This window comes from Kitasatospora sp. NPDC052868 (assembly GCF_044547105.1).
GTDB lineage: Bacteria > Actinomycetota > Actinomycetes > Streptomycetales > Streptomycetaceae > Kitasatospora.
This window is the reverse complement of record NZ_JBITZW010000001.1, coordinates 296,647-311,741: the sequence shown is the minus strand read 5'-3', so window position 1 is coordinate 311,741 and position 15,095 is coordinate 296,647. Positions and strand designations below refer to the sequence as shown.

Here is a 15,095-nt window from a genome sequence, read left to right as displayed (position 1 = left end):
GCCCCAAAGTCGGATCACCCACCGGTCAGCACCTGCAGCAGGCGACGCCCCAACTGCTCGGCCATGATCGGCGGAACCGCCTGACTGATCTGTCGATACACGGACGTCTTCCTCCCTTGGACCTTCCATTCCGGCGGAAGCCCCTGCAGCATGGCCACCTGCTCAAGGGTGAGCCGCAGCAGGCCCTTGGCGGGTTCGACCTCGTGGTCCAGGACGAAGTCCGGCGCGGGGAGCTCGTCCGCCAGACTCCCTCCGAACACTCCCAGCCGGGCCCACATCGCCTTGGACCTGGACGGACCGAGATCGGCCCCGCCGCGGCCCGTCGCGCCGCCGACGATCAGCGGGGCCGGCACATCCGCACGGGCGGCCCAGTCGGCCGCCTGCGGCCAGCCCCGCGAGGCCATCGACGGCAGCAGGGTCTCGCCCAGCGTGGGCCGATGTCCGTCGAGTGGTGTGGGCCACGAGAAACGCGTCATGTCCGCCGCCGACATCGCCACCGCGAATCCGTGCGCCCTGCTCTGCGGGACCATGAAGTCCACCGCCTGCAGATCACCCCAGTCGATCACGTAGCCAAGCTCGTCCACGACGTCCATCGCCTTCGCCCGGGCCTCCTCGAACTTGGGCTTCTCCGCAAAGTCCGGAATGTTCTCCAACACGAGAATGCGCGGCCGGACGGCGCGCACCAGCGACAGGGCCCCTTCGAGCGCATCCCGCGGATCGCTCGTCGCCTGCTGCCGACCCGCCGAGGTGTACGGGGATCGGGGCAGGCCGCACACCAGGAGGTCGGCGCCCTGCCGAAAGACCGGTCGCCCGAGGTCGATCTGTTGAAGATCGCCCTTGACGACCTCCCAACCCGGCCGGTTGACCCTGAGCGTGTCGCAGCTGTCCTCGTCGATGTCGACCGCCGCGGCGATCTCGAATCCCGCCCGTTCCAGTCCGAGGGCCATACCGCCCACTCCCGCGCACAGGTCTATGGCGGTCGGTGGGCACACCTCGGTCTCAGCCGCGCCGGCCACACCTCCGACCGACGGCCGCCCCGTGTCCCGTCGGCCCGATCCCACCGGCACGACGGCCTCGGCCGCCGTCCTCGGGGTCGGCACGGCCGGCGTCGTGCCCGTGGCCGCGGGCCTCCCGGTCATCGCGTGCAGCGACTCCCCGATCAGAATCCGCAGTTCCTCGTCGAGCTCCTCCTCGTCGAGGGCGTCGAAGGAGACGAACGCCCGCAGGCGGAGGATGCGCTTCAGGAAGTCCCGGAAGACCTGACGGTCGGCGATGTCCTCGTCCTCGGGGATGTCGAACTCCTGCCACACCCTGAGAATGCCGCAGACCAGGTGCGCGCTGGCCCCGATGGACGTCCGTCGGGCGAACACCTGGTCGAAGGCCTCCTCCCCGAGCACGGACAAGGCGTCGTACAGGTCGTCGGGGTCGAGCCGTTCACCACCGACCAGGTGAGCCCGCCACCACAGCCTCCCGAAGACGTGCCGCGTAACGTCTCGGCCGGTGACACGGCGCGGGTTGAAGCCGGGAAACCGCCACGCCGTCACGTCGGGCAGGACCACCAGGGACAGGAACGCCCACAGCTGCGGGGACAGTGCCTCCGCAGGCACGATGCCCGCGTCCCGGTACAACAGCCGAGCCACGTCCATGTCGAACCGTGCGGCCTCCCGTCGCCCCGGCGACCGTCCCGGAAAGCCGTTCTCGGAGGCCCGGGCGACGATCTCGTTTCGCAGCGCCCTCATCCGGTCCACCGGCAGCCGGCGGCCGCCCGTCGCCGCGTAGTACATGGCGGGGTGAACGACGGCAGCACGGTTTCGAAGCTCCTCCACCGACGCGCCCCGCCGGTCCTCCAGCAGCTCCCCGATCGCGGAGGGGAGCAACTGTGGCATCAGAAAGACCATCAGGACTCCTTCGCGAACAGCTGGACGGCACTCTGAAGACGGGCGGAGAACAGCGAGGGGTCACCCTCATGGAGCTCGCGGAGCCCGCGCATCGACATGCCCGGCAAACGGGTGTGCACGGTCCCCAACAGGAGGTGACCCAGGGTGTCCGGCTCGAACCGCGCGTCGTCCTGGATCTCGGGGTTTCGAATGGCGTGTTCGACCAGCAAACGCGTCACGTCCGCCTGCACCGCGGAGTGAATCAGCCGGTCGGCCGCGGCGGGGCGGCCGGCCCGCTTCATCGCCTCCAACACCAGCGGGGTCCGACTGTTCACCAGGAGCACCAACGCCCCCATGGCCGCCGACGCCACATCCTGACCGACCATCAACAGCCAGGGGGCGTCCTCCGGGTAGCCCGCCTCCTTGAAGTCCAGAACGCTCATCGGGAACTGGGAGTCGTCACCTTCAAGACGGACCTGGGTTTCGTCCCGCCACAGCAGGGAGCCCGCGCGACGGGCGGTGAGAGGATCGGCGTCGTCGAGCCGCGACGCGAGGACGAGCTGGGTCTCCAGCGCCAGCATTCCACCGCTCTCCCGCCCCCGGACCGTGAGGGCGATCGGCACCGTCACGACGCCGCCGACGGGAAGGACGCAGTGGTGCGCCCGCACCCGCAGGCCGGACCCGGAAGAGCTCCAGACGACCGCCACCGCCAGGCGCGCGGCGTCGGGAAGCCCCGTCGATTGACGAACCGCGTCCACGTCGATCCGGACCTCCCGCTCCAAGCGGAGGTCGTACTGGTAGTCCCAGTCGGGGATGCTGGACGGAAGCGGCCCTCGGCCGTCCCCGTCCAGCCGCACCAGCCACCCGTCCGCCGACACGTCCCCGCCACGCGGCCTGCGGTAGGGAAAGACCTCACGGTTCATTCAAGGCCGTCCTTGTGTTCGGCGCCCACCGTTATCTGTGTGACGGTGTCGGGGGCGGGGGCGACGACGAGCGACCAGACCGTGTCATCGCCACCCTCGACGTGAAGCACCGGCGACGGGACAAGTCCCCCGGCCTCGGAACGCCATCCGACCACCTCCGGTACGGGGGCGCCCTGCGGTGGCGCGTCCTCCCGACCGCCGCCACCGAGGGTGACGGCAAGGTCCGCCGTCACCTCGTGCAGGCCGGTGTCCAACAACTGGAAGCGCTGGATCAAGACCGCCCTATCGGCGACCACGTCCAGGTATGGATCGTCCACGTACCGAATTCGCGCCGACCGGCGGCCTCGACCGGTGCCCGCGGCGCCCCGTCCTACGGCCCCCGCCGCCGCTTCGGGCCCACTCGTGGGTCGGGGACCCCGGCCACCGGCCGGGCCCTCCGGCGGGAACACCGCCGCGCCTCCACGACCCGGGGCACCCACCATGAGACCCGACATCAACCGACTCATCGGCGCGAGTGAGACCCCCTCGCCGACGTCCCCGTTCTGGACCCGCGGAGTGGCCGCCTCCCGCATCTCACGCCTGATCTCCCTCAGGGCCTGAAGGGCGAGTCGGTGATCGTCCCCCGTGAGCTTCTCGACCAGCCAGTCGTCGTGGGTGGCCGGCTCGCTCGCGGCGAAGATCCGGTCCATAGAGGGATCGGCGCGGAACACCGCGGCGTATCCCATCGCCTCCTCCGACGGGGCCGGGCCCTCCAGATAGCGCACCACCAGGTCGACGGGCCGCATCAGGCAGGTGTGGTGCACCCGCTCGTCGACGCCCGCCTCACGCGCCGCCTCCGGCGGGCGCCCGAAGGGCGAGATGAGCGGCTTGAGTCCGAAGGTCCCAAGGGTTCGTCCGAGGGTCCTGTGCTCGATGGTCTTGTCCATCGCGCGGAACGCGTGGACGAAGGACGCCAGATGCGGGACGGTGGTCGGATCGGCCACCGGTACGGTCCGCCCCTCGTGAAGCACTGAGAGACGCAGCGGCGGAACCCCGTCGGGCCCCGGGAGCAGCTTCGGCCACAGGTTCCAGACCATGGCGTCGGCGATCCTGCCCATGGCCTCCTCAGGTGTGCGTTCGCCGAAGTCGGGGTCGATGATCGCGACGGTGGTGCCGGTGACGCCGGGAGGGAAGGGACGCAGTCCGAGCCGTCTGGCCGTGCTGTCCGCCTCCTCCCCCACCAGGGGCTCGACGTACGGCAGACCGCCCTGGCCACCGGCGTCCCTGACATCGCCCCAGTAGTGGCGGCCGGTGAAGGCCCTGGGACCGTGGACCGTCCTGGTGGAGTACTTCTCGTGGAGGGCCCACCCGATGAGCCGTGTCTCGATACGTCCACCGACCCGGCACCGGGTGTGGACCAGCACGGTGTGTGCGACGGACGCGAGGTGGAAGACCACCCGACCGGCCCCGTATGTGCCGCCGCGGCTCTCCACGTCCTGGGAGTCCCCGACGTTTCGCACGAAGGCGACGAAGTCCGACGGGCCGTCCGATACCTGGTCCGCCCTGGTCGGACCGCCGAGGCCCCTCGTGCCGACGTCGGTCACGGTGAGCATTCGCGGCGCTCCCCGATGAAGCGAGGAGCGCAGGGGAAGGTGGGCGGGGATCGGGGCGTCGCGCTCCAACAGTGCCCGCCATACCGGCGCCTCACCGGGGGTGAGGGTGCGCAGCTCCATCGTGTAGTCGACCGGGCCGTCCCCGGTCCGGGCGTCCCAGCTGTTCTGCGCCGACTCCCTGACAAGGAGAGTGAGGGGGTCCAGCCTGGTCGCGTCGAGGCGGCGGAGCAGCAGAGGTCCGCCGTTCCCCCCGCCTGGGCCCTGCTGCTCGGACAACCAGCGCGGCATTGGCGTCATGGCCTTCCTCCGATCCGGGCCAGCAGGTCGTCGACGACGTCGACCGGCAGCGGTTCTCCACGCACACCCGCCAGATCCACGGTGTAGCGGATGTCCGACACCGCCACGGGGACCTCACCGATCACGGAGGCCGGGATCAGCCTGGGGAACGCGTCGTCGACCGGGTGCCAGCGACACTCGACGAGCCTCAGCCGTCGGTCGGCCTGCTGGTCTTCGAGGGTGGGTCGATAGCCCACCCTCAGGAGCTTGGAGAGGAACCCCGCCTCGTCGTCGCACAGGTCACGGACCTGCTGGACCAGTTCCTTCAGGGTCGCACCCTCCGGGTGCTCCTCGAACCGGTGCCAGCCAAGGAGGAGCGCGCCCCCGACGGGCTCCTCCAGTTGGTCCAGACCGTGCACGTGGAAGAACCTGCGTTCGGAGACCGTCGCCGTGCTCTTCACCTCGACGGCGTAGCGGCCGTCGCTGAAGTCGTACCGCTGTCCTTCGGGCCCCACCCAGAGTCGGACGGCCCCAGGGTCGATCGTCAACAACCTGGTCAAAACGAGAAGTTCACCGTGCAGTCCGACCAGCTGCTCATGCGTGAGTGTCCTCGGGGCGCCGGCGAAGAGCCGCCGCCACCGGTCCACGACGGCCAGGGCCGTGCGGTACGGGCGTTCCCCGTCCGCTTCGAGGGCCACGAGGACGTCCCCGCAGAGTCCGGTGAAGACGTCGTCGAGCTCACGGAGCGAACAGGCCACGTCCGCGTACCGGCCGTAACCCGTGTCGTCCTGCAACGGACGCTCGACGATGCGCAGTGCCGCTCCGACCATGGTCCTGGAAACCGTCTGACGCCGCTGAAGCGGGATCAACAGGTGGCGAAACCCCCGGCCGTCCACGGCCGCCAGCAGACGGCCGAACTCCGTGTCGACCGGCAGTTCCGAGGTGCGCACGACGTCGTCGTCCGTGGTCGCGGACCCCGCGTCGAGAGCCGACCAGTGCTCTTCGAGGATGGTCTGAAGTCCCCCGCCCGCTATCACATCTGCCCCTCGTAGAGAGCCGCCGCGAGGTCCTCCTCCGGCAGGTTGTCCACGTCCTCGTCGACCACAACGCCGGAGAGGTCGGCACTGAACCAGTCCACCCTGCTGTCCTCGCCACTGGGCTCCGGGAACACCATCCCGACCCCGATGACGTGCTCGACGGCGTCCAGCGGCAGACGTTCCTTGCGGGTCGGCGGCGACGTCCGGTCGATCGGGTAGAGGACGAGCAGGCCGGTGTCGGGGCACTGGGACTGCCTCGCCTGCTTCAGCATCTCCTCGGTGATCCTCCGGCCCGACCAGGCCTGCAGATCGAGGTCGATGCCGGCGTCGATCGGGCTCATCAAGGTCTTGATGTCGGCGGCCGCCGGATCCACGGACTGCTGCCTCGCTCGGACGATCCGGTCCACGGCGATGCCCTCGATGAACTCGTAGCCCGTGTCGGGCGAACCACTCGGGGCGTTGCCCACGACCGCGACGTTCCAGCGGCGCAGCGATCCGCCGTTGCGGGTCCGGGTCCGCTTCTCGATGTACTCGCTGAGCAGCCTGGTGTCGCAGTCCATCGACTTCTCGTGGAACCGGTACGCCTTCAGGAAACCGAGGATCGTGCCGTGCGACACGTCGCGAAGGATGTGCCGCCCCGGTCGGCCCTGAAGTGAAAGGTCCTCGTGGCGCGCGCCGTCAAGCCTCAGCGCGTCGCGGAGAAGTCCGCTCGCGGCCTCCTGATTGCCCCTGAGCCAGTCGGCGTCGTGGGTGTGGAAGTAGCGCGTCTGAACCCGCTGCCCTCCGTAGGAGGAACTCGCCCTGATCGCGTCGCGCATCTTCGCCGCCGCGGTGATCCGCAGGGCGGGGTGGCTTCGCAGCCGGACGGCGAAGGTGAGCGGCGTCTCGTCCTCGACCAGGTACCGGTCGATGTCCCGCCGCATCTCGGCCTCGACGGTGGCGATGTGGCGGAACCACTCGCGAAGGTCGTCGGTCATCCACACACGGGGAAGGTCCGCGTACCCCTTGCGGAAGCCGAACCACCGCCCCATCTGGAGCAACGTGTCATAGGTGGAGGCCCCCCGGACGAAGTAGCTGACGACGAGGCCCTCCAGGGTCAGACCCCGCGACAGGGTGTTCCCACCGACCGCGATCGCCGTGACGGGCCCGTTCTCGTAGTCGAGGCGCTCCACGCTGGTGGAGTTGTCAAGGATGATCCGGCACTCCGTCAACACCCCGCCCAGATGCTTCAGAAGTCCGTCGAAGGAGGTGGCCTCCTCCCCGAACTCGACGGCCCCCACCTTCGCCGTCTCCTGCTCCCACAGCTCGCGGAGTTCACTCAGCATCGCCTCGTCGCCACCCGCCACCTGGGCGGCGACCTCGGCGCGGAAGTCCTCCAACGGACCCTTGAAGCTCTCGTGCACCACGGTGCTGACGCTGGTGTGGACGAGCATCGTGGAGTGCCGGTTGCCGGTTCCGCGGAAACGGCGCGCGGCGGTGGCCAACCAGAAGTAGAGAACGGAGTCCCGCAGGGCTCCACCGATCTCGGGGACGAACCCGTCCAGCTCGTCCCGCCCGGGTCGAACCAGCGGGATCTCCGCGTACGGGACGGCGCGGATCATGTCGTAACCGTCCGGGGCGTCCTCCGGCCCCTCGCCGTCGATCGGCTGGCGGCCGAACAGCACCTCCGTTCCGAAGTGGCCCTCGGGCTTCGGCAGGTTGACGATGAAGTCCCTCGGGTAGAGGTCCTCGCTCGCCGGATCGATGAGGAGGTTCGCGAAGGGGGTTGCGGTGTAGCCCACGTAACCGCCCCTGGGAAAGAGGTCGATGATCTCCCTGATCAGCGGATTCGTGGTCTTGGAGGCCACGCTGGCCTGGTCCGCCTCGTCGTCGATGATGAGGGTGGGGCAGCCCTTGAGATAGTCGGGGGCCTTCTCAAGCCAGCTCTTGAGTTTCCGCAGCCTGGGGACGTTCTTCTTCACCACGCACAGGACGTGCTGACCGTTGCTCTGCGCGAAGAACGCCGCAGGGTTGCCGTGCGGTGGTTCGAAGTCCCCGTCGGGGCCGGTCAGCGCGTGCCACTGGTCGACCACCTGGTCCACGAGCTGGTCCTGGAGCCGAAGCTGGGTCTGGCGGCGCAGGCCGTTGTGCATTCCGGCCAACACGATGAAGAACTTGTAGCCCGCGTCCGCCGCCTTGGCGATCAGCGCGGTGAAGTTCGTGGTCTTGCCGGACTGGACGTACCCGACGACCAGCCCGCGGGTGGAGAACGTCGATTCCAGAGGGTGGTCAAGCATGGAGACCACCTTGGTTGAGGCGTCGTCCAAGCCGTGCAGGGCCGCGTCGTCCCATTGTCCGGCCCTGAGCAGGCCCTGCAGGGCCGGCCAGCAGCGATCGCCGGCCTGCGGGCCCACGTACCAGGTCTCACGGTTGTTGCGGACCACCGAGCCGGGTTGACGCATCTCCCGGATCCTGAGGGTCTCCTGCTGGTGTCGCTCCGCGACCCGCTTGGCCAGCTCCTCACTCATGCCGAAGAGCCTGATCATGGTCAGCGCCTGCTCGGGCGTCTTCTGCTTGATCAGTTGTTTGAATCCCTCGTACTGCTGGTCGAACTCGTCCATGACGACGTCCCGGCTCCCCTGTCTCACTGATTCGCCCACGCCCCACCCGTGGCATGACGGCGGCATGAGAGCCCCCAGCCAAGGATCGATTGCAAAGACAGTACAGGGAACGTCCTCTCCCAAGACCTCCCGGTCCGCGACCTACGGCCGACCTGTTCGATCTCCACCACCACGCCCTGTCACACCAACGCCCTAGGCTGGGAACGCAGCCCGGGAACCAGCCGCCACCAGGCATTCGATACGGGCCGGAGGGTCGAGGGAGTGGACTTGACTAAGAGGGACGCGGCGGGGTCTCGGGCCCCGATCGAGGGGGCGAAGAAGCCGAGCCGTGCCGAGCGGATCCGCGAGCAGGACCGGGCGGCGGGCGGCCCTGCCGCGCGGCTCGTCGATGTCGGCGGCGGACGTCTCCGGCCCGCCAGCGTCGTCCTGACCACGTCGACGCGAACCGGAACGACCCGCGCCGGATTGCGCTGGTCCGTCGACGGCCGCTCACGCGGCGTCCCGTTGGGGGTGGTCTCGCGGCGTACCCGCGCGGCCAATCTGAAGGAGGGATGGCGGTTGGCGCGCCAGGCGGGCCTTCTCACCGAGGTCGATGATCGGTCCACCTCGTGGGCCTCCTCGACGGGCACCCGTCGTTCCATGCAGTCCAACAAGGGCAAGGACACCGGCCCGGAACTGCGCCTGCGCTCTCTTCTGCACGCCGCGGGTCTTCGCTACCGGGTGTCCGCCCGCCCGCTGCCGCACCTTCGCCGCACAGCGGATCTGGTGTTCCCCAAGGCGAGGATCGCCGTCTTCGTCGACGGGTGCTTTTGGCACGGCTGCCCGGAGCACGGCACCAGGCCCGCCTCACACAGCGGGTTCTGGTCCACCAAGCTCGACCGGACGAAGGAGCGGGACGCCGAGACGAACCGTGCTCTGGAGGAGGCCGGATGGACGGTGATCCGGGTGTGGGAGCACACCGCGGCGGAATCGGCCGCCCGGACCGTCATGGCGGCCGTCAGCGTGCAGCGGGCGTCTACGGGCCATGACGCCGGGGGTACCGGTTAGGCCCGGCAGGCCGGGAAGGGGCGGAAGAGTCGGCCTGTACGCCGGGTTCTGTCTCCTGGTCCGCTTGCGCGGGCCGGGGAGGCGGCCATCCATCTAGGGCTGCCGTTGCCGACAGCCTCGTGCGGTCTACCCGCGGACTCGGGCGAGCAGCCCTCGGTCATCCGCGCACGGTGCCCGAGGGCACCGATCTTGACCTTGCTCCAGGTGGGGTTTACCTAGCCGGCCGGGTCACCCCGGTCGCTGGTGGTCTCTTACACCACCGTTTCACCCTTACCCGTCGCCGAAGCGGCGGGCGGTCTGTTTTCTGTGGCACTGTCCCGCGGGTCACCCCGGGTGGGCGTTACCCACCACCCTGCTCTGTGGAGCCCGGACGTTCCTCGGCGGGCCCGTGAGGACCCGTCGCGACCGCCCGGCCGACTCTTCCGCCGTAGTGGTCATGGTAGCCGCTCGGGCGGGGCCTCCCGTACGCCGGGCCGGGGCGCGGGCACTTCGGAGCCGAAGCGGGCGGCGACCCGGGCGGCGGTGCCGACGGCCCAGGTGGTGGTGGTGACCAGGCCCAGGGCGAGGATCACGCCGCCGAGGCCGACCACGATCCACCAGCCGGACCGGCTGGCCGGGGCGAAGCCGCTCGCGACCGGGCCGACCACCGCCGAGGTGACCACGGTGCCGATCACGGCGACGCCGAGCGACTGGCCGACCTGGCGGCTGGTGGAGGCGACCGCGGCGGCCACACCCGCCTGGGCGCGCGGCATGCCGGAGACGGCGGCGTTGGTGATCGGGGCGTTGACCATGCCGAAGCCGAAGCCGAACAGCGCGTACGCGGCCAGCAGCAGGGCCGGCGGGGAGTCCGCGGTCAGCCGGGTGAGCAGCAGCCCGCTGGCGGCGAGTCCGAGACCGGCCGCGACCAGTGGGCCGCGCGGGCCCCGGACGCCGACGATCCGGCCGGACAGCGGGGCGCAGACCAGCATCATCCCGGCCATCGGCAGGGTCCACAGGCCGGCCTCGACCGGGCTGTAGTCGCGGACGTCCTGGAGGTAGAGGGTGTTGAGGAAGAGGAAGCCGCCGAGCGCGGCGAACGCGCAGACCGCCGTCACGGTGGCGCCGGTGAACGGCACGCTGCCGAAGAAGCGCGGGTCCACCAGCGGTTCGGCCACCCGCCGCTCCCAGAGCGGGAAGGCCACCAGGGCCGCCAGCGCGGCCGCGGCGAGGGTGAGGATCAGCGGGGAGGTCCAGCCGTGCTCGGGGCCCTCGATGATCGCGGCGGTACCACTGCCGAGCAGGACGACCATCAGCAGCTGCCCGACCGGGTCCAGCCGGCGCGGCCGGGGCGCGCGCGACTCGGGGACGTACCGGGCCGTCAGCAGACAGGCGACCAGCCCGATCGGGACGTTGATCAGGAAGATCGACGGCCAGCCCGCGCCGTCCACCAGGAAGCCTCCGAGCAGCGGGCCGAGCGCCATCGAGATGCCGACCACCCCGCCCCAGACGCCGATCGCCTGGGCCCGCTCCCGGGGTTCGGTGAAGGTGTTGGTGATGATCGACATCGCCACCGGGTTGAGCATCGAGCCGCCGACGGCCTGCACCGCGCGGAACACCACCAGCCACTCCAGACTGGTCGCCAGGCTGCAGAGCAGCGAGCCGAGCACGAAGAGCAGTAGTCCGGCCTGGAACACCCGGCGGCGCCCGAAGCGGTCGGCCACCGAGCCGAACAGCATCAGCAGCGAGGCCAGCACCAGGGTGTAGGCGTCGATGATCCACTGGAGCCCGGAGGCCGGGGCGTCGAGGTCCTTCTGGATCGCCGGGAGGGCGACGTTCACCACGGTGTTGTCGAGGCCGACGATGAACAGGCTGAGGCAGCAGATCGCCAGGATCAGCAGTCGGCGGCGCCGGCCGGCCGCTGCGGGGAGTGTGGGGTCGGGCACGCTCCGATCCTCGCACGGGGCCGGGCTCAGACCGGTGCGAAGCGGACCGTACGGGTGGCGGGGTCGGCCGCCGTCAGCCGGACCCGGATCTCCTCGCCGAGCGGCAGCCCCGGATGGTCGCGCTCCCCGTCGCAGCGGGCCCGGACGGCGGGTTCGCGCAGCTGGACGGTGCCGTAGGCGGGGCGCTTCTCGTCCACGTCGACGACCACGGCGGTGAAGTCATCGCCCTCCCGGCCGGCCAGCAGCTCCGCCTCGACCAGGTCCACGCAGGCCCGTTCGACCTCGGCCGCGCGGCGGTCCCCGCCCGCCATCAGCGCGGGCACGCCCGGCAGGGCCTCCCGGGCCCAGTCCGGGACGTCCTCGCCGGCGGCGACGGCGGCGCAGACCTCCTGGGCGAACCGGTCGGCGAGGCGGCGCAGCGGCGCGGTGCAGTGCGCGTACGGGGCGGCGAGCGCGGCGTGCCCGGGGTCGGCGGGGGCCGGCAGGTCCTGGGTCTCGTCGAAGGCCTGGTAGCCGGCGCCGCGCAGCAGTCCGGTGCACTCGTTGAGGAAGGCCGCGTGCAGCGGGACGCCGGGGTCGAGGGAGCGGATCAGCTCCGGGTAGGGGAGGGTGTCCGGCCAGTCGACGTCGAGCGCGGCGGCGACCCGGCGCAGCCGCTGGTACGCGGCGGCGGGGGCGGCGGGCAGGGTGCGCAGCAGGCCGACGCCGGCGTCCAGCATCAGCTCGGCCGCGCACATGCCGGTGAGCAGGGAGATCTGTGCGTTCCAGCCGTCGGCGGGGCCGGGTGCGCGGTAGCCGAGGACGTAACCGCGCGGGGTCTCCTCGATCTCCTGCTCGGGGACGGGCAGGCTGATCCCGCCGCGGGCGCGCTCCTGCTCCTCGCGCAGCCGCCCGACGGTGGCGAGCAGGGCGAGCGGTTCGTCGGCGCCGCCGGCCTCCACGGCGCGCTCGACCTCGGCGTAGTCGAGCCGGCGGTGTGAGCGGACGAGGGCCCGGCGCAGGTCGGCGAGGACGACGGCGCCGTCGGAGTCCAGGTCGAGCTGCCAGAGCAGGGCGGGGCGGGTCTCCCCCGGCAGCAGGCTGGCGGCGTCCTCGGAGAGCCGGGCGGGGTGCAGCGGGACGCGGCGGTCGGGGAAGTAGAGGGTCTCGACGCGGCGGCGGGCCTCGGCGTCGATCTCCCCGCCGGGGCGGACGAAGGCGGCGACGTCGGCGATCGCGTAGTGCACCCGGTAGCCGCCGCCGGGGCGGTGGGCGAGGTGCATGGCCTGGTCGAGGTCGCGGGAGCCGGGCGGGTCGACGGTGAAGAGCGGGAGCCCGGTCGCGTCGTACTCCGGCAGGCGCGGCGACCCGACGGCCCGCTCGGCCTCCGCCAGCACGGCCTCCGGCCACTCGGTGCGGATCTCCAGGCGGGTGCGCAGGTCGGCCAGTTCGGTGTTGATCCGGGCGGAGTCGGCGGCCTTGACCCGCAGTTTTCGGCGTGGCATGGAGGCAGCGTAGGGCGAATCGGGTGATTCCGGGCGGAGGTCGGCGGCGGGCGCGCCGACCTCCGCCCGGGTCGGGCCGGGGCGCGGCGGGCCGGAGCGGGCCGGGCTCAGGCCCCGGCCCGGCCGGGTTCGGCGCCGAGGAGGGACCTGAGGTCCTTGGCGGCCAGGGCGACGGCGTCGTCGTAGCCGCCGGTGGCCAGGCGGAGCATGAAGGCGACGGCGTCGTCCGGGTGCGGGTCGGTGTACGGCTGGGCGTTGTAGTCGAGGAAGAGCAGCATCGCCTCGAAGGCGGTGCGCTTGTTCCGGTCGATCAGCGGGTGGTTGCGGGCGAGGCTCTGGCCGAGTGCGGCCGCCTTGGTCCAGAGGTCGGGGTAGGCGTCCCGGCCGAAGAGGGTCGCCTGCGGGCGCCCGAGGGCCGAGAGCAGTGCGCCGAGGTCGCGGATGTTCTCCGGGCCTCCGGCGAGGTAGCTGACGTCCTCCAGGTCGAGGTACTCGACGGCGTCCGGTCCCCCCGGCGCGGTCACAGGTCCTTCAGCCTCTCCAGCGTCTCCGCGTTGGCCGCCCGGATCCGGTCGACCATGGCGGCCCGGCGCTCGGCCCGGCCGGGTGCCGGCTGCTCGGCCAGCGCCTCGGGCACCTCGGACCGGCGTACGTCGAAGGCCAGCTCCGCGCGGTCCGGGTCGGTCGCCCCGGTCACCCGCACCCGGCCGGCCAGCACCGCCTGGGCGGCCGCCCGGAGGGCGAACTCCAGCGCCTGCCGGGTCTGCGGCGGCAGGTCGGCGGGCAGTCGGACGGGCAGGGACTCCTCCACCGCGTCGTCGTCGCCGGGTACCAGGTCCAGGGGGCGCATGGTCATCTCGTCACTCTCCTTCGGTGCCACCGTAGGCCGGGGAGCGATTGGGGGCCCACTGGTTTCCGTGTAAGGCCTCCTAGGGTGGTCCCAGGTATCGGATGCGAAGGGGGCTCGCCGATGGGTGCGGTACGCGTGACGGGGGCAGCGGTGGCCGGGGTGCTGGCGGCGACGGGGGCGCTGCACGCGGTGTGGACGGTGACGCCGTGGCCGGCGCGGACACCGGAGGAGTTCGCGGACACGGTGATCGGGACCGGCGACGCGGTGCCTCCGGTGGCGGCCTGCCTCGCGGTGGCCGGGCTGCTGGGGACGGCCGCGTACCTGGTGGGCGCGGAGGCCGGGGTGCTGCCGGCGGCCGGGGCGAAGCGGGTGCGCCGGGCGGGCGTCCGGACGGTGGCGGGGGTGCTGCTGGCACGCGGGGCGGCCGGGCCGCTGCTGTTCGGCGGGCTGACCGAGCGGACGGAGCGGTTCAAGCGGCTGAACACGCGGTACTACTCGCCGCTCTGCCTGGCGCTCGGCGCCGGGGCGGCCGTGGTCGCGGCGGCGGGCCGGGGCGCGGACGCGTAGCGGGGACGGGGGTGGGCGGCGGGGTTACCGGCGGTCCGGTCGGGTTGCGTAGGGTGGCGGGGTTCGTCCGCACAAAATGTTGAGGAGTCCGCTGTGCTGGTGCTGTTGCCGCCCTCGGAGGGCAAGGCCGCGTCCGGGGACGGGGTGCCGGTGGCGCTCGACGGGCTGTCGCTGCCCGGGCTGACGGCGGCGCGCGCGCAGGTGCTGGACGCCCTGGTCGGCCTCTGCCGGGGTGACGAGGAGGCCGCCGCCGGGGTGCTCGGGCTGAGCCCGGGCCTGCGCGGCGAGGTCGCCCGGAACGCGGGCCTGCCGACGGCCGGCGCGCTGCCGGCCGGCGAGGTGTACACCGGCGTGCTCTTCGACAACCTCGGTCTGGCCACCCTCGACGAGGCCGCGTACGACCGGGCCGAGCGCTCGCTGCTGGTGTTCTCCGGGCTCTGGGGCGCCGTCCGGATCGGTGACCGCATCCCGCCCTACCGCTGCTCGATGGGCGTGAAACTCCCCGGCCCGGGGGCGCTCGGGGCGTTCTGGCGGAGTGCGATGGCGTCCGTGCTGCCGGAGGTGGCGGACGGCCTGGTGCTGGACCTGCGCAGCTCGGCGTACGCGGCGGCGTGGCGGCCGGCCGGCGAGGTGGTGTCCCGGACTGCCACCGTGCGGGTGCTGCAGGAGCGCGACGGCAAGAGGTCCGTGGTGAGCCACTTCAACAAGGCCACCAAGGGCCGGCTGGTGCGCGACCTGCTGGTGGCGGGCGCCGAGCCGAAGACGCCCGACGAGCTGGTGGACGCGCTGTCGGAGCTGGGCCACCGGGTGGAGGTCGCGGCCGAGGGCACCGCGCGCAAGCCGTGGCAGCTCGACGTGGTGGTCACCGAGGTGCACTGAGCTGCGGTGCGATGCACCAGGCGGCGGGCCGAGGGCCCGCC

Annotated in this window: 12 protein-coding genes and 1 other RNA gene; 3 read left to right on the top strand and 10 right to left on the bottom strand. The window is 71.7% G+C overall.

From position 1 onward, the window contains the following. Nucleotides 1-14: 14 nt before the first annotated feature. The 5 genes from ACIGZJ_RS01390 to ACIGZJ_RS01370 are packed head-to-tail and all read right to left on the bottom strand — an operon-like array spanning nt 15 to nt 8,305. Nucleotides 15-1,898, bottom strand: coding sequence for a DUF6339 family protein (locus ACIGZJ_RS01390; RefSeq protein WP_396455382.1), 1,884 nt, complete (start codon nt 1,896-1,898; stop codon nt 15-17). Beyond that, complete coding sequence (locus ACIGZJ_RS01385; RefSeq protein ID WP_396455381.1) at nt 1,898-2,800, bottom strand: hypothetical protein; 903 nt, start codon at nt 2,798-2,800, stop codon at nt 1,898-1,900. Before ACIGZJ_RS01385 ends, ACIGZJ_RS01390 begins: the two co-directional genes overlap by 1 nt. After that, the gene (locus ACIGZJ_RS01380) at nt 2,797-4,689 is read right to left on the bottom strand and encodes a hypothetical protein (protein WP_396455380.1); all 1,893 of its coding nucleotides are present in this window, start codon (nt 4,687-4,689) and stop codon (nt 2,797-2,799) included. Before ACIGZJ_RS01380 ends, ACIGZJ_RS01385 begins: the two co-directional genes overlap by 4 nt. Next, complete coding sequence (locus ACIGZJ_RS01375; RefSeq protein WP_396455379.1) at nt 4,686-5,705, bottom strand: PD-(D/E)XK motif protein; 1,020 nt, start codon at nt 5,703-5,705, stop codon at nt 4,686-4,688. Before ACIGZJ_RS01375 ends, ACIGZJ_RS01380 begins: the two co-directional genes overlap by 4 nt. Continuing rightward, on the bottom strand, nt 5,702-8,305 hold the full coding sequence (locus tag ACIGZJ_RS01370) for a Z1 domain-containing protein (protein ID WP_396455378.1): 2,604 nt from the start codon (nt 8,303-8,305) through the stop codon (nt 5,702-5,704). Before ACIGZJ_RS01370 ends, ACIGZJ_RS01375 begins: the two co-directional genes overlap by 4 nt. Nucleotides 8,306-8,863: 558 nt before the next feature. Here ACIGZJ_RS01370 and ACIGZJ_RS01365 point away from each other — a divergent pair. Next, nucleotides 8,864-9,352, top strand: coding sequence for a very short patch repair endonuclease (locus tag ACIGZJ_RS01365; protein ID WP_396455377.1), 489 nt, complete (start codon nt 8,864-8,866; stop codon nt 9,350-9,352). A 21-nt stretch (nt 9,353-9,373) separates the two neighbouring features. Here ACIGZJ_RS01365 and rnpB read toward each other — a convergent pair. The 5 genes from rnpB to ACIGZJ_RS01340 all read right to left on the bottom strand — a co-directional run bounded on the left by rnpB (nt 9,374) and on the right by ACIGZJ_RS01340 (nt 13,614). Continuing rightward, an RNA gene (gene rnpB / locus ACIGZJ_RS01360) (RNase P RNA component class A) lies at nt 9,374-9,773 on the bottom strand. Between the two features lie 13 nt (nt 9,774-9,786). Beyond that, the gene (locus ACIGZJ_RS01355; protein ID WP_396455376.1) at nt 9,787-11,274 is read right to left on the bottom strand and encodes an MFS transporter; all 1,488 of its coding nucleotides are present in this window, start codon (nt 11,272-11,274) and stop codon (nt 9,787-9,789) included. 26 nt (nt 11,275-11,300) lie between these two features. After that, nucleotides 11,301-12,758, bottom strand: coding sequence for an RNB domain-containing ribonuclease (locus ACIGZJ_RS01350; RefSeq protein WP_396455375.1), 1,458 nt, complete (start codon nt 12,756-12,758; stop codon nt 11,301-11,303). Between the two features lie 107 nt (nt 12,759-12,865). Beyond that, nucleotides 12,866-13,282 (bottom strand): type II toxin-antitoxin system death-on-curing family toxin, encoded by a 417-nt coding sequence (locus ACIGZJ_RS01345; RefSeq protein ID WP_396455374.1) that lies wholly within the window; start codon nt 13,280-13,282, stop codon nt 12,866-12,868. Next, nucleotides 13,279-13,614 (bottom strand): hypothetical protein, encoded by a 336-nt coding sequence (locus tag ACIGZJ_RS01340; RefSeq protein ID WP_396455373.1) that lies wholly within the window; start codon nt 13,612-13,614, stop codon nt 13,279-13,281. Before ACIGZJ_RS01340 ends, ACIGZJ_RS01345 begins: the two co-directional genes overlap by 4 nt. Before the next feature lie 114 nt (nt 13,615-13,728). On the opposite strand from ACIGZJ_RS01340, the gene ACIGZJ_RS01335 reads away from it, so the two are divergent. Together ACIGZJ_RS01335 and yaaA are read left to right on the top strand one after the other, a co-directional pair. Further along, complete coding sequence (locus ACIGZJ_RS01335; protein WP_396455372.1) at nt 13,729-14,175, top strand: DUF3995 domain-containing protein; 447 nt, start codon at nt 13,729-13,731, stop codon at nt 14,173-14,175. Between the two features lie 93 nt (nt 14,176-14,268). Further along, nucleotides 14,269-15,054 (top strand): peroxide stress protein YaaA, encoded by a 786-nt coding sequence (yaaA, locus tag ACIGZJ_RS01330; protein ID WP_396455371.1) that lies wholly within the window; start codon nt 14,269-14,271, stop codon nt 15,052-15,054. The last annotated feature ends 41 nt before the right edge of the window (nt 15,055-15,095 follow it).